Annotated in this window: 12 protein-coding genes; 3 read left to right on the top strand and 9 right to left on the bottom strand. The window is 44.1% G+C overall.

The annotated features are described in order from the left end of the window. Window positions 1-69: 69 nt before the first annotated feature. Window positions 70-594 carry a 5' nucleotidase, NT5C type gene (locus OO016_RS08420; protein WP_266012394.1) on the top strand — a complete coding sequence of 175 codons (525 nt, stop codon included), beginning with the start codon at window positions 70-72 and terminating at the stop codon, window positions 592-594. A gap of 2 nt (window positions 595-596) precedes the next feature. On the opposite strand, the gene OO016_RS08415 is transcribed toward OO016_RS08420, so the two are convergent. Further along, the gene (locus tag OO016_RS08415) at window positions 597-1,640 is read right to left on the bottom strand and encodes a zinc-dependent alcohol dehydrogenase family protein (protein WP_266012392.1); all 1,044 of its coding nucleotides are present in this window, start codon (window positions 1,638-1,640) and stop codon (window positions 597-599) included. A 494-nt stretch (window positions 1,641-2,134) separates the two neighbouring features. Then, entirely contained in the window at window positions 2,135-3,040 is a 906-nt protein-coding gene (locus OO016_RS08410) for a DUF4382 domain-containing protein (protein ID WP_266012390.1), read from the bottom strand. A gap of 218 nt (window positions 3,041-3,258) precedes the next feature. Here OO016_RS08410 and OO016_RS08405 point away from each other — a divergent pair, with 218 nt between their 5' ends. Beyond that, complete coding sequence (locus OO016_RS08405; protein ID WP_266012388.1) at window positions 3,259-5,451, top strand: amino acid permease; 2,193 nt, start codon at window positions 3,259-3,261, stop codon at window positions 5,449-5,451. Window positions 5,452-5,501: 50 nt separating this feature from the next. On the opposite strand, the gene OO016_RS08400 is transcribed toward OO016_RS08405, so the two are convergent. The 5 genes from OO016_RS08400 to OO016_RS08380 all read right to left on the bottom strand — a co-directional run bounded on the left by OO016_RS08400 (window position 5,502) and on the right by OO016_RS08380 (window position 11,320). Further along, complete coding sequence (locus OO016_RS08400; protein WP_266012386.1) at window positions 5,502-6,422, bottom strand: nuclear transport factor 2 family protein; 921 nt, start codon at window positions 6,420-6,422, stop codon at window positions 5,502-5,504. 226 nt (window positions 6,423-6,648) lie between these two features. Beyond that, window positions 6,649-9,438 (bottom strand): alpha/beta hydrolase family protein, encoded by a 2,790-nt coding sequence (locus OO016_RS08395; RefSeq protein ID WP_266012383.1) that lies wholly within the window; start codon window positions 9,436-9,438, stop codon window positions 6,649-6,651. An 83-nt stretch (window positions 9,439-9,521) separates the two neighbouring features. Then, window positions 9,522-10,274, bottom strand: a complete 753-nt coding sequence (locus OO016_RS08390; RefSeq protein ID WP_266012381.1) for an SDR family NAD(P)-dependent oxidoreductase — start codon at window positions 10,272-10,274, stop codon at window positions 9,522-9,524. Window positions 10,275-10,419: 145 nt separating this feature from the next. Beyond that, window positions 10,420-10,788, bottom strand: a complete 369-nt coding sequence (locus OO016_RS08385; RefSeq protein ID WP_266012379.1) for a GerW family sporulation protein — start codon at window positions 10,786-10,788, stop codon at window positions 10,420-10,422. 10 nt (window positions 10,789-10,798) lie between these two features. Continuing rightward, window positions 10,799-11,320 carry a hypothetical protein gene (locus OO016_RS08380; protein WP_266012377.1) on the bottom strand — a complete coding sequence of 174 codons (522 nt, stop codon included), beginning with the start codon at window positions 11,318-11,320 and terminating at the stop codon, window positions 10,799-10,801. A 209-nt stretch (window positions 11,321-11,529) separates the two neighbouring features. Here OO016_RS08380 and OO016_RS08375 point away from each other — a divergent pair, with 209 nt between their 5' ends. Next, entirely contained in the window at window positions 11,530-12,792 is a 1,263-nt protein-coding gene (locus tag OO016_RS08375) for a mechanosensitive ion channel family protein (protein ID WP_266012375.1), read from the top strand. A 21-nt stretch (window positions 12,793-12,813) separates the two neighbouring features. On the opposite strand, the gene OO016_RS08370 is transcribed toward OO016_RS08375, so the two are convergent. After that, window positions 12,814-13,035 (bottom strand): hypothetical protein, encoded by a 222-nt coding sequence (locus tag OO016_RS08370; protein WP_266012373.1) that lies wholly within the window; start codon window positions 13,033-13,035, stop codon window positions 12,814-12,816. 69 nt (window positions 13,036-13,104) lie between these two features. Further along, window positions 13,105-14,586, bottom strand: a complete 1,482-nt coding sequence (locus tag OO016_RS08365) for a membrane dipeptidase (protein ID WP_266012371.1) — start codon at window positions 14,584-14,586, stop codon at window positions 13,105-13,107. Between the last annotated feature and the right edge of the window lie 33 nt (window positions 14,587-14,619).

Here is a 14,619-nt window from a genome sequence, read left to right as displayed (position 1 = left end):
TGTATTTATCAATTGACAGCGCATTTCTGAAATCCCATTCTTTTTGCGTACTTCGCAAAAAATAATGCAATGACCCTATTTGTTGATATGGATGAAGTGATCGCCGATACTTATGGCGCCCACGTGGAATGGTACAACAAGGATTTTAATGCTGCCTTGACTCTGGAAGAATGCCATGGGAAAGAGGTTTGGCAAATGGTGCCTGAGAAACACCAGCAAAGCGTACGCCTGCATGCTACTCGCCCCGGATTCTTCAGAACTCTCGATCCTATTGCCAACAGCCGGGAAGTTTTGAAAGAATTGAATAATAAATATGAGGTATTTATCGCCTCTGCCGCTATGCAGTTTCCCAATTCCCTGCAGGAAAAATCGGATTGGCTTGATGAACATTTCCCTTTTATTCACTGGAAGAACCGAATCCTGTGCGGGGAAAAGCATATCCTTAAGGGCGATGTGCTTATTGACGACAGGAGCTATAATCTACAACGCTTTACTGGAGAAAGGCCATTACTCTTTACCTCCCCCCACAATGTGCATACTAATGGTTTTGAACGGGCAATGGATTGGGAAGATATCGCTGCCAAGTTCCTTTAATATCACTGTTTAAAATTATCAATAATAGTAATGCCGGCTTGTGCCGTATTATTTAGCCGGGGTAGCAGATCGGGCACCTGGGAAAGCGATATTCTTCTACCGATCATCTTATTGAGATCAATTTCCCTTTCTTCTATAAAACGGAACAACTCAGTATACTTCGCTGCCTGCATGCCGTGGCTTCCCAGTATTTCAAGTTCATGGGCGATTACCTTATCCATAGGGATGGCAGTATTAGCGTTTTTGCCGGTCATGAGGCCAAGCTGAACATGTCTCCCACGTTTGCGCAAGCTATGGATTGCCTGCAAGCAGGTATCCACATGCCCCAGTGCATCCACGCTGATGTGAACACCTCCTTTGCTGTATTCCCGAATGGCGGCAACCGGATCTTCCCGGCTGGCATTTATAGTAAAATCTGCCCCTAAGTTTTTGGCCAGGTTGCACTTATCGTCCGTAATATCTACTGCAAAGACCTTTGCTCCCATTGCACCGGCTATTTGTATGGCCGACAAGCCCACACCACCGCAACCAAAGACTGCAATGCTTTGACCAGCCTCTACCCTGCCCTGAAGGACTACACCGCGGAAGGCGGTAATAAAACGGCAACCGAGGCTAGCCGCCTCTTCAAATGGCATATCTTCCGGCAATAAGGCCAGGTTCTGATCGGCATAGTCAATGGCAACATATTCTGCGAAAGAACCCCAAGCAGTAAATCCGGGCTGGAATTGATGGTCACATACCTGGGGGTTGCCTTCAGTGCAATACTTGCATTTACCACATCCCCCAACGAATGGAACGGTAACCCGATCGCCCGTTTTCCATTTCCTTACCCCCTTCCCTGCTTCCACTACGGTACCGGCCAGTTCATGACCTGGAACATGAGGGAGTAATATATCAGGGTCATGCCCCATCCAGCCGTGCCAGTCGGATAAACAGAGGCCGCTGGCTTCAACCTGGATTACTACTGACTGTTCTCCAGGCACAGGGTCTTGTACTTCCCTTATGGAAATAGGACCTCTAAACTGTTCGTAATAAACCGCTCTCAAAGGAAAGATTCAAATTATTATTACGAAAGTAGGGAAATGTTGGTGTTTATATAAACAAAAAAAGCAGGGTATTACTACCCTGCTTTGTCGGATTTAACTCCACAGTTCCTTATGGCACAGGAACCAAATCAACTACATGAAAATTATTCCCCGCCATATTGGTTACATTACACTTAAAATAACCGTCCTAAAAACTAGAACTAGAATCGATTTGGGACTGCAATATGCTTATTTTCTGAAAAATACCGATTAAATATCTGAATTTTTCGATGAACTACACCTTTGAAAACCCTTGTATTTACTGGGCTTTTGGTCGATGAGCTACCATTCTGCTAACGGCTGATCGTTGAAATACCCATCAGCCAAACCATTAACTCAGAAAGCTGGCAAATGAGTCCATTTTAGTAAAATAATAGACGCTTTTTTTGTAATTACAATAAAAAAAAGCAGGCCCTTTAAGACCTGCTTTTATGATTTTATATTCTTGTATGCCCTTATGGATTAGGCACTAATTCAAAGTCCTGAATGGTCTTGTTTCCCACCACTATAGTTACACCTTCCGCGGTCTGTGTTTCATAGCCCTCAAGTTGTACCTCCACGTTGTAGGCACCTGGTTCAAGTCCCATGACCATATAGTTTCCATCAGCATCTGTTAAAGTCGAAGTATTCACCGTATCTGCCACAATCAAGGCCACCTGCGCACCTTCCAGTCCTGGTGTTGTAGTAGTTCCTGTACTGTCTGTGACAGTAGTAAATACATTACCAGCCAGGGTCCCTGCAGTAGTTAGGTTACTGACCTTGATCACAGGTTTGAAGATAAATCCATTGAAACCAGGCTTTCTGATATTCCCACGGGCCACAAAAGATCTGCTTACATCAAAATCAAGCAGCAAGTCAGCTGAAAGCCCTCCGGCCACTACCAAAGGAGGATCTATAAAAACCTTGATCCCGGTCTGTTCCCCACTGGGAACCTTCAGGTCAAAAACCGTGCTGTCCTTCATAACAACATTTACTCCCTTCACATAAACCCGGATCAGATCGTATTCTCCGGCCGGTACTTCAGTATCCACTAAAGTCTCTGTTACACCGTTGGTCAGATCCAGAAGGTTAACGTCCAGTTCTTCTTCAAAAAGCGTTACAAAGGATTTACCATCGTCATCATCATCTCCGGATGGACGGGAATCCATCCCATCGTCCATATTATCGTCATCTTCACCTGCATATCGAGCCTCTATTTTGTAAATAGTAACATTAGCTTCTGAAATGAGGTCGTAGGCAAAAGGAGCATCCGTAAGTTGCAAGCGCATGCGGCCATTTTCACTTGTGCCGGGTTCATCGGTACAATTCCATAGGATGATTCCCATTAATACCAGGAAAATTGCTGTTAATTTCGTTTTCATATTTATCCAATTTACAAGATTGATTATCGTAACATATTAGTTATACGTGTAATACAAGCCTCTAAGATCATTATTACCCTGCTTTATTAGAAATAAGATGCGGTTTTTTCGATGAACTGCATATAAGCTATTGTACCCGGGACTTATTTGTCAGACATTACTTTCATTTTTTCCAAGATGGCAGGATTTCACATTTTTTTTCTAGCTTTAACTTGAGCATGGCAAATCCAACCAACAACCTAAAAAAATTTGGCACCTTTGGTGGGGTATTTACCCCTACTCTGCTCACCATACTCGGCGTGATCATGTACCTGCGTATGGGATGGGTAGTTGGCAATGCAGGACTTTTAGGAGCATGGCTCATTATTGCTATATCTTTTCTTATCACGCTTACCACCGCTTTGTCCATGAGTGCGATTACCACGAATATCCGCATCGGTGCCGGAGGTGCTTATGCGATTATCTCCCAGGCACTGGGACTCGAGGTGGGTGGAAGTTTGGGCATTCCCAGGTATGTGTCTCAAGGCCTGGCGGTAACCATGTATATTTTTGGTTTCAGGGAAGGCTGGCTAGGCATATTTCCGGATCACAATCCCTTCCTTGTGGATATCATAGTCTTTACCGTGCTGATCGGTATTGCCTATATCAGTGCGGACCTGGCTATTAAGACCCAATACATTATTATGGGTATTATCATCCTGTCCCTGATCTCGATCGTGATGGCTGCCTATTACGGTTCAATGTACATCCCTACCGATGAAGCCTTGAAATGGGGAACCTTTAAGGGCTCGCCCGAAAACAATTTCGGCGGAAGCAACTTCTGGTTGGTATTTGCAGTGTTCTTCCCGGCATCGACAGGTATTATGGCAGGGGCTAATATGTCCGGTGAATTAAAGGAACCCCGAAAAAGTATTCCCGTTGGAACCTTGTGGGCAATCGGGGTGAGCTTTGTGATCTATATTCTCCTGGCCTTCTGGATCGCCCGAAGTGCAAGTGAGGCAGAACTTATATCCAACTACAATATTCTGATAGACAAGGCTTATTTTGGACCCCTGGTTATTGCGGGAATCCTTGGCGCAACATTCTCCTCTGCCCTGGCCTCCATCATCGGTTCATCTCGCATTCTTTATGCCATGGGAGAACACCGGGTGCTGCCCTATGGAAAATTCCTGGCGGGAACCAGTGCAAACGGACAGCCCCGGAATGCTATGATCGTTACTGGTATCATGATCTTTATTACCATGCTGTTGCGCGACCTAAATGCCGTGGCTCCTTTGGTAACCTTGTTTTTCCTGATCACCTATGCTATGATCAATATTGTGGTTATAATTGAACAAAACCTGGGTCTTATCAGCTACAGACCCATCTTTAAGGTAAATCGCTGGATTCCCTGGGTAGGACTGGTCTCATCTGTTCTCGCCATGTTCATCATCAACCCCACCATAAGCCTGGCCTCTTTCAGTATTGTTTTTATAGTCTACTGGTTCCTTTCACGGGCAAATATTGAAACTCCTTTTGAAGATGTACGTTCCGGTCTGTTTGTTTCCTTTGCAGAATGGGCTGCAAAGCATACCTGGGGTATGAAAAGCATGCAGCAACGTGCGTGGAAACCTAACCTTATGGTACCTATCCGGGATATTCATGGAGCTAAGGGTAATTTCCAGTTTCTGAGAAATATTGCACGTCCCAAAGGTTCCATCAAGTTGCTGGGCATTGAACCCTTCGTGGAAAATTCTCCCCTTGTACAGGATCTGGATACATTATCCGAGGCCTTTCGCAATCAGGGAGTGTTTTCTTCATGGACCATCATTCACAGTGAAGATTTTGCTCAGGGAGTAAATTATGGCAACCAGGCCCTCCGTGGGGCTTTCTTTAAACCCAACATAGTTTTCCTGAACCTGCAGCAACACGATAACTATGAAACCGAGATTCGTCCTGTTATCCGGGAATGCATTCGCCTTGAGATCGGTGTTTTGTTATATTCCGCACACCCCACGGCTCTTCTTGGAAAACGCAACATGATCAACGTGTGGGTAAGTGATCGCAGCAACAACTGGAACCTGGGCTGGGATATTGGCAACCTTGACTTATCTACTTTAATTGCCTACAAGCTGAAGCGCAACTGGCAGGCCACTATTCGGTTGATTATTGCCATCAGGGATCCCCAGGAAGAACAAAATGCACGGGAATTCCTGGATTCGCTGATTAGCCTGGCACGGTTGCCGCAAACACTTACTGCAGTTTATGTAGAAGATTTTCATTCGGTGGTATCCAAAGCCCCGCCGGCAGACCTCAATATATTTGGAATGGATGGAGACCTTAGATTTGAGTTCGTTCAGGAAATGACTGAAAAGACTGGTAGCTCCTGCCTGTTCGTAAAGGATTCGGGGCATGAAAGTATACTGGCATAAAAAAAGGGATGTCATGGACACCCCCTTTTATAGTGATTTCCTTAAAAATGCTAATCCAACCACTTTGAGCTTACGTACGCACTTGACCTTATGATCTTGCCGTCATCATTAAAATCATGTATGTAAAGGGCAGGCATAACGATTTTCTTTTTGTCAGATTTCCTCGTTAAGCGGATATTCCACCAGCTTTGTACGGTTTTGCCATCCCTTAGATCATACTCCAGGTAATCCGGATAACCTACAACGTCTATGCTGTTGATTTCAAAATTATCCATCATTTCCTGGTTGCGGCTCTTTACTTCGTCCAGAGAAAGGCTTTCACCTCTTGCCATTTCCAGGTTATTAAATCTGCAGTTCTCATCAAAAAAACTGTAGGCAGTCTCCATATCACCGTGCTCAAAGGCATGCATAAGCCTCCTTACGCTGTTGATATTGTCGTGATGGTTATAAATAGTGCCGTTCTCCCTATCCTCAAAACTCTGGCCAATCTCCCAATAGACACGTTCGTTGTGGTAGCTCACCATCATATCTATTTTTCCGTCTTTAAAACGATACATACGGTGGACTGGAACGTCTATTTTTACTCCAGTAGTATTGTGTACTCCACGCAGATGGTTCCAGGTCTGCACCCATATTTGTCCATCTTTATATTCTAAGGCATCCGGGTAAGCACCAGGTGATGGCTCAATGCTCAGGTAGGAAATATTGTTTTTCCAGAAATTAACCTGGTTCATAAACTGCTCTTTTGTACTGCCTTCCGCATCTTTGTTGGGATCAGAACCATTGTATCCCCTGAAATCTTCATGCAGGTAGCTTCCCACTTTTTCACTGTCGCCGGCCACAAAGGCCTCAGTCATCGAGTTAACCGTAGTGATTGCAGGGTGCTCCTGAAAGATAGTTCCGTTTTTCTTGGTTTGTCCAAAGGAAGCTGCCATACCCATCAGGCAGGCAAAAAGAAATAATTTTTTCATTTTAAATAGTTTAGGTTGATTACGTGTTTAACAGGTTTCCCTACACAGGAAATAGTAATGGGTTAAGTACGAGGCTTTGATAGTAATGATCAACCAAAAAAGGATGAAAGTGCCTTAAAACTGTCCCAAGGTACAGGATTATTTTTCGGATAATGAAATCAACAAAAAAGAGGGGTGATATCACCCCTTTTAAAATGTAAGAATACTCTTAATAGAATTCCGAAGCCTATTCCCTGTCTCCGGATAAGAGCTCATAACCCAGATTGATACCCTTTTCCATTGCCGGTACCCCCCTGTCCATCCAGGCTGGCATAGGAGCGCCTTTCAAATAGTAGTCAAAGAACTGGGCCATGCGGATATTGAAATCCACACGGTTTTGGCGTTTTAGCGGCCAGTGGGGTTCTCCGTTATAATTAAGGAACCAGGAAGGCTTGCCCAAGCGCCTCAGGCTTACGAAGAATTCTATCCCCTGGTACCACGGCACATGTCCGTCGGCATCGTTATGCATAATCAACAATGGGGTGTTTATCTTGTCTATGTTAAATATTGGAGAATTTTCAATAAAACGGGCAGGATATTCCCATGGGGTTCCTCCTATCCTGCTCTGGGTGTACTCATACTGGAACTGCCTGCTAAGGCCGGTCCACCAGCGAATACCACCATAGGCACTGATCATGTTCGGAACAGGTGCTCCGGATTCTGCTGCCTTGAAGATGTCTGTTTTAGTTACCAGGTAAGCTATCTGATAGCCCCCCCAGCTATGGCCCTGTACGCCTATATTATCCTTATCCACGAATCCTTTTTCTATCAGGGCTGTTACTCCCGGAATCACACAATTAAAGGCACTTTCGCCAGGATATCCTATACGATAATGCACATCCGGATTGAAAATAAGATACCCTCTGCTCGCGTAAAAGCTGTAGTTGATGGTAGACCTGCCCGGTGATGGTGCCCTGTGCCTGTGAAGGCCATCTGCGCTTTTTTCGTAGAAGTTGACAATCATAGGGTACTTCTTGTTGGGATCGAAATTTTCTGGCTTTACAAGCATCCCTTCCAGCTCAATCCCGTCCAGGGAAGTCCAGGTGAACTTTTCTATTGTACCCCAGTTGTATTCTGCCTGCTGGGGATTCGCATTGCTGATTTTCTTCTGATTCTTGAAGTTTAAACGAGCAGTCCTGAGGTCTGGAAACTCCTGGAAAGACTGACGGGTAAAGAGAAGCTGATCTGCTTTCTCTGCTTTCACCGGAGTTGAATAGCGGTATGGGCCGGAGAGGAGTGTGTTTAACTTCTTCCTCCGGAAATTGAAGGAAGCATACCCACTGCTCTTGTCCTTTTCATCAAACATAGACAGCAGCCAGTTTTCTTTGGTATCGATGTATTCTTCTTCCCTATCCAAATCCAGATAGCGATATACTATCCTATTTTCCCTTCCCCGGGTAAGCCTTTCCGAGTTACCTGTGTTGGGGTCAAAAGCCCAGATATCATAACGGTCGTAGATCAGCAGATGCCTGTTATCCTTTGTCCATCCGGCTACACCATAAGGAGATGGTTGACTGGGGGAATCGTGGCGTTCATTATAGAATACCTTGCCTTTGGTAAGGGGCTTGTATTCATTAGTTGCCATTGAATAAATGAACCAGCTGCGGTCCATGCTATCATAGCCATACACAAAATTTCCGTCTGGATTAAGCCTAACCCTGCCGCTTAGCTTTTTTGCTACTTCCTCTGTTTGTCCTGTATTTACATTCATAACAGCATAATCCCTCGCGCGCCTTCCCGTCCATTGAGACTCCAGCATATAGGGCTCCCCATTGCTAACCAGGGCAAAATTAGAATTCATGTCCTCAGTCATCTGTATTTCGGGATAATCCATATTGGCCAGCTGCATTATTGTGTTATCCTTATCAAGATGCACAATTGAAGTGTAAGCCTTCACGGTGTCATTTTTTAACTGCATTTCCTGTACCGTATAAAGCCGTGGTTCATCATAAGTCCACACCTCTACGTTGACAATCTCTTCCTTTAAAAGTGAAGTATCCCTGATAACCTTAGGCTTGGCAAGGCCAAAGAACATCTTGCTCTCGTCTTTTGAAAAGTCTATGCTGGCATAGGAAGAAGGCCTCAGGCTATTAATGGAGGTTGCCTTATCAATTAAAGCCTCTGCCATTTGCATCCCCTTGTTCCAGAAGTATAATTCCGTAGGCCTTACCTGTGCCTTGGTGGTATCCGGATCTACAATGAACCCCAGTTTGCTTCCGGATTCGCTCAGCGCTAGCTGACTATATTTGGCTTTTTTGGCTTGATGAACCTTTTTCAGGGATCGGGTTTGCAGGTCCAGTACATATACCCCTGCGTCATCTTCCTTATTCTTTCCTGTTGTTGTGAACGCGAGTACGCGGCCTTTCCTGGCAAAGGAATAATCGGTAACAAATTTGAAGGTGTCCTGTTGAGCTGTAGCGAGCTCACGCAATATCAAGTGGTAGCCATTTTTCTTGCTTTCTTTCTTAATTGCTTTGGATTTCTTATTGGAGGTGGTATCCTTTGATTTCTCCTTATTCGGGGAAGTTTCAATCTGATAGGCCAGAAAACCCGACCATTTTTCAGGGAGCTTCATGGATTTAAGTCCGGCAATCTTTTGCAGTTTACCGGTCTCAATATGATAAATGCCGATGCTGTCTTTAGGAAGCTTGTTTTTCTTGACTTTTCGCCTCTTCATTTCTATCACGCTGTCTTTCCACGCCTTAATTTTAAAAATTGCATATTTTGAATCGTAGGTAAAAACACCGCCTTCAGCCCTGTCATAGGAAAATATGAGATTGCCATTTGTATTCCGGAGTTTGAGGAAATGGTCTGCTTCCCCTCGTTCCAGATCATACATCACGTAGGCACCGTCAGTACTTATGGTTTCATTTTCTATGGTATTCCAGATATCAAAATCGCCGTGATCCAGAATTTTCTTTTGCGCAGTTATTGCAGTAACGCAAAACATTACTGCGGTAAGAATAGAATATCTCATGAATTGGATTTTAGAAAGTCGGTCGAAGATACCATATATAAGGGGATTTGTCAATATGGAATTCCGAGCTTTTAGCAGGCTATTTACCGGATATGGCTCCCGGCATTGACATCAATGGTAGTCCCCGTTGCATGGTCCATTTGACCGGAACACATTAGGGCTACCAGAGGTGCAATATCCTCTGGTCTGGTCAGTTCCGGAAGTGCGATTTCCTTTAATACTTTTTCCTCCCCGTATTTGGCAATGAATTCCTCGGCCATTTCAGTACGGGTAAAACCAGGAGCCACTACGAAAGACTTAATATTGTCCTTGCCAAATGACCTGGCCACCGAACGCGCCAGAGAAGTTAGTCCGCCCTTAGATGCAGCATAGGCAAGATACTCCTGGGTTTCTCCCCGGAAAGCTGCCCTGCTTCCTATATAAATAAACCGGCCCCCTCCATTATCCCGGAAATGTGCGATTCCCATTTTTGTCATAAGTCCACAGGATTCCAGGTTTATAGCAATGATCTTACGCCAAATATCAAGCCATTCTTCTTCGGGCAGGTCAACCGGATGAGGGATAAAGACCCCTGCATTAAGGATGATACTATGCACTGGCCCCATGGTATTGATTACTTCCTTTACAAGCCGGATAGTGTCTTCAGGAAATTCCAGGTTGGCTTTAAACCCCCTCGTATTATCGGGATACTTGGACTCCAGTTGTTTTACCGATTCCGGGTTTCTATTGTAATGCAGTGCAACTGTAGCTCCCTTCTTTAACAAGTCACGTGCAATAGCAGCACCTATACCCCGGGAAGCCCCTGTAAGCAGTATACATTGTCCTTTCAGGTCCATGGGTTAATATCGTTTGTTAAAAAGTAGCGAGAATTTGCCAGAATTGCAATATTCTTCCAAATACAAAAACTGAGCAGGGCCATAACACTCAGCTTAGCCGGCCCCACTCAGTCACCAATCAAATTGGCTTTGAATAACTAGTAGGCTATACCAGTTCTTCTTCTTTTTTGCGTGATTCCCAGAACTTATCGATCAATTCGGGTACTTTTTCAAAAGCGGCTGCAAGGCCATGTGCTTTCCCGGCTTCCAGGAAGGAAATTTCATCCCCTTTGGTCACCAGGAATCCAATAGGCTCTATACCCATTCCGGCTCCGGCACCAAGGCCTTCTCCTTTTCGGGTTTTGGCTTCAGTTCCTTCACCTCCTCCGGATCCAAATCCCATTCCTACTTTAATTACCGGTACACATTTAAATGCTCCCAACTCAAAAGGTTCGCCAACAACTGTTTCAGTTTTGGCCTCGGTTTTCATAAAGTCTGTGATTCTGGTCAACAATTCTTCAAAGTGTAATTCCATTATAAATTTTTTATGGGTTAATAAATGCTTTTAAAATGTTTACTGGTCTGTTTGCCAGGTGTACACCTAGATAATTACGATCCTGGTAGTTCACTTGAAAATCAAACAAATACCGGTCTACAAAGGCCGCAACAGGAAACAAACGTGCATTCTGAATACAGTCGCCCGTATCAATAGCCACCCTGAACTTCCGGACCTGGAAGGATTGTAGTAATCTCCTGCCGATCTTCCCGTAGCGCATCCAATCTGAGGTGTCTTTCTTTGATCTATTCCTTTTTTTGTCCTTTGCTTTTGTTTTTTCCCCCTCTTTAGACTCAAAGATTTTTCTAATGGGATAGAAGTAAAAATGCGTAAACAATGTATCGAGCCTTATCCGGATCAATTCTGTTTCATGAGCCTCAATACTGGCCTTTGCCAGGCCTTTAATCTGGAGGTATGCCCTTCTTTCGTCTGTATCGATGTAAAGGATCAGCGGTACAAAAAGGACGTAAAGAACAATCAGGGCCAGTAAGCCGAGTGTAATCCAGAGCATTTTATTGATAATTTCTGCAAAGGTCATCCAGCCATGTAACGAACGCAATGACGAAGATCATAACAAGGTATAATTAATGTTAGGATAACATGAATACCCGGCTTATTACCGTTAAGGTTTCTGTATACTTGAATTGTTTAAGTCTGTGAAGGCATTTTCATGGAGAAAATAGGTTAACAAGGCGTATTTTTGTATTGAAAATGAACATTATGAATCCTGAATCCAATCACGGCCTGTACGATTATTTTGTTGGCCTTGGTATTCCTGATACCACTGCAGCATACCTGAACTTCGGAACGCTTTTCATGGCAATGCTATTGATTGCTTTTCTGGTCGACTTTGTCCTCTGGCGTATTTTACGGGTGGTTTCCACGCGAATGGCGCGCTCTACAAGGACCAATTTCGACGATATACTGATTACCAACAGGGTACCTCGAAAGCTTGCGCACATAGTCCCTTTGCTGCTGATCTACGAATTGCTGCCCTGGGTCTTCACGGATTTTGAATACGCTCAAACAATTTCCACTAAAACGGTATTGATCGTTGCGGTAATACTGGTTATTCGTATATCCAAAAGCCTACTGCTGAGTATCAAGGACTACCTTAAAACCCTGCCTCGCTTTAAAGACAAACCTGTTGACAGCTTCATTCAGGTGTTTATGATATTTGCATGGCTGGCGGGGATCATGACCATTTTTGCCATCATTACAGATACTACCATTTGGAAATTCCTGACTGCCTTAGGTGCTGCATCGGCTGTAGTCTTACTTATATTCAAGGATACTATATTAGGTCTTGTGGCCAGCATTCAGGTTAGTGCTAACGATATGGTCCGAATTGGAGATTGGATCAGTTTTGATAAGTATGGCGCAGATGGTGACGTTATCGAGATCAACCTTGCAACGGTAAAGGTGCAGAACTGGGACAAGACCATTACTACCATACCCACCTACGCACTCATAGCCGATTCCTTCAAAAACTGGAGGGGAATGCAGGAAAGTGGCGGAAGGCGTATCAAGCGTGCTCTAATCCTGAAGCAGGAATCGGTACATTTTCTGAATGAATCGGAAATTGAAAACCTTAAGGAAATAGACCTGATCAAAAACTACCTGATAGATCGCAGCGAGAAGATCAACAAGTACAATGAGGAGCAGAATGCCAATAAATCGCTGATGATAAACGGGCGCAACATGACCAATCTTGGGGTATTTCGCAAATATGTGGAGACTTACCTGGAAAACCACACGGCGGTCAATAAGGAAATGACTATGATGACCAGGCAGCTAGCACCAACTCCCCAGGGTATTCCACTTGAGATCTATGTTTTCAGCAAGGATAAGAGGTGGCAGAATTACGAATTTATAATGGCCGATATATTTGACCATCTCATTTCTGCAGTGCCGTATTTTGGACTGGAGATATTTGAACTGCCTTCTTCCCTAGGTTTCAGCAAAGCCGGCAATACAACTTAATAGTTGTCCGTTCAGCCTGTTTTAAACCATGGGCCTGCCCTTGAGTCGCTTCTCTACCTTTTGTTTTAGTAAGGTAAGGCGCTTCATCAGGTCCATCAATGAAGAATCATTGGTTTTTTTATAGACTTCGTTTATCGAGAGTATTAAATCTTTAGCTTCACGACTGGCTTCTATCCTGTCACTGGTTGTCAGGTTAGACCATTTACGACTTTCAAATTGTTCTGCTCTTTTAAGTAGATCCATTATGAGATTTGTCTTTTAAACCCCTAATATACATATCGGGCTCTCTTATACCACATATTTAACTAAAGTTTAAATGTTAGATACACTATAGATTAAATCATCTGAAGAACTTCTGCATAAAGGAAATGGCATTTCCGCCCAAATGCGGGCGACAATCTCATCGGCGTCAATTAGGTTATTCGGAAGTTTCAATTCGGGGTTCTGCATGTAGTTGTATGCATGCCTTTCCAGGAAATCTGCTAAAAATGGAAGCTCCCGGGCCGTCCAGAATCCGTTGAGAGAATCAATTATACCATCAAAATCAGAACCAATTCCCATGCAATCCCAGGCAAACAACCCATTTGAATCGAGGAGGGTAGCAATGTGTTCGATCTGGTTCCAGAGCAAAGCAGAACGATAATGCATTATCTTACTTCTTTTTACGGACTTCTTAGTGGCCTTAAGTGTTTCAGGATGGGCTATTCGCCTTTCATCCAGTTGCAGCCCAATGATCCCGCCACTTCTGGCCAAACGGACGATTTCATCATCATAGAAGTTAATCCTAACCGGATTTAGCCTGGAACCGGTCTCTTCAAAGGAAATGGTTTGATTCATATGTGAGGCGAGCCCGTTGCAGGCACCATGACTGATAATAAGTGGAACACCCTGATAAGCAGAATTGCCTGAATCCAGTAATGCATAATACTCCCGTCTTGCAACAGGGCTCATATGTTTAATATCTATATGTATCCTTTTGCCCTCATTATTATCAAGTAAACGTTCCAGCACCTTTAGCCCCAGCGGGGTAAAGCCTGTATCCAGACCTTCCGACTGGTCTGCGTATTTAAGGATTATGCCAGACAGGCTTTCTGCATGCCCGCAGAGATGGTTCCAGAAATGATGTGCAAAGGTTACGAAGAATGGACGGTATTCCCAGTTCCTGATCTTCTCCAGGTTAGCCAGCACCTCACTTTCATCATGGGCTTTTCCCAGCCCGGTATTTAATACATGCAGCCCTTCAATAGATACTACCACACATATGGTTCTGTTGCCCCTTCCCTCTTGTTCTGATTCCTGAATATCCTCGATCTCCTGATAATTCCGGACGAGCTTGTAGCGAAACCTTCCTTCCGGCAGACTAACTTCCTTCCCGTCCAGTTGAAGATAGAATTGATACTGGTTTTCCAGATCCGTGTAATAGTCTTCTATTCCCTGTATATAATCTATTCGCTTATCCCCTATCCCAAGGGCAAAATTTGATGCCAGGTCCAGGATGAGCTCATTCTTTATTTTATTTCGCACAAACCATTTTTCCAGAGGATAGAGGGATACACATACAATCCCTACATCACCTCTGGACAGACTACTAAAGTTGCTTTGGGAAAATTTGGTTAATCCGGTGAAATAGTTCAGCAATTTATCCAGGACGGATGGAGGGTCATAATACCAGAGGTTTCTTTTACTGCTCCTGCGGCCAGCCTGTATGCCAGGAGGGTCGAAATTAAAGCTTTTACCAAAAGGCTTAAGGGAAGGATGGCAGTGAAGGTCTACATATTGGTCCCGGTGATTCATGCAATGGATATAAGTAAGGGCCACCCAATAATG

The organism is Lentiprolixibacter aurantiacus, assembly GCF_026241225.1.
Taxonomy (GTDB): domain Bacteria; phylum Bacteroidota; class Bacteroidia; order Flavobacteriales; family Flavobacteriaceae; genus Lentiprolixibacter; species Lentiprolixibacter aurantiacus.
Note: the sequence above shows the minus strand (reverse complement) of the source record. Positions and strands in the feature narration are given on the sequence as shown.

Coding starts and splice junctions, on each gene's coding strand:
- OO016_RS08365 (WP_266012371.1), bottom strand. CDS start 14,586: ATGAATCACCGGGACCAATATGTAGACCTTCACTGCCATCCTTCCCTT.
- OO016_RS08420 (WP_266012394.1), top strand. CDS start 70: ATGACCCTATTTGTTGATATGGATGAAGTGATCGCCGATACTTATGGC.
- OO016_RS08375 (WP_266012375.1), top strand. CDS start 11,530: ATGAATCCTGAATCCAATCACGGCCTGTACGATTATTTTGTTGGCCTT.
- OO016_RS08390 (WP_266012381.1), bottom strand. CDS start 10,274: ATGGACCTGAAAGGACAATGTATACTGCTTACAGGGGCTTCCCGGGGT.
- OO016_RS08370 (WP_266012373.1), bottom strand. CDS start 13,035: ATGGATCTACTTAAAAGAGCAGAACAATTTGAAAGTCGTAAATGGTCT.
- OO016_RS08400 (WP_266012386.1), bottom strand. CDS start 6,422: ATGAAAAAATTATTTCTTTTTGCCTGCCTGATGGGTATGGCAGCTTCC.
- OO016_RS08410 (WP_266012390.1), bottom strand. CDS start 3,040: ATGAAAACGAAATTAACAGCAATTTTCCTGGTATTAATGGGAATCATC.
- OO016_RS08395 (WP_266012383.1), bottom strand. CDS start 9,438: ATGAGATATTCTATTCTTACCGCAGTAATGTTTTGCGTTACTGCAATA.
- OO016_RS08385 (WP_266012379.1), bottom strand. CDS start 10,788: ATGGAATTACACTTTGAAGAATTGTTGACCAGAATCACAGACTTTATG.
- OO016_RS08380 (WP_266012377.1), bottom strand. CDS start 11,320: ATGCTCTGGATTACACTCGGCTTACTGGCCCTGATTGTTCTTTACGTC.
- OO016_RS08405 (WP_266012388.1), top strand. CDS start 3,259: ATGGCAAATCCAACCAACAACCTAAAAAAATTTGGCACCTTTGGTGGG.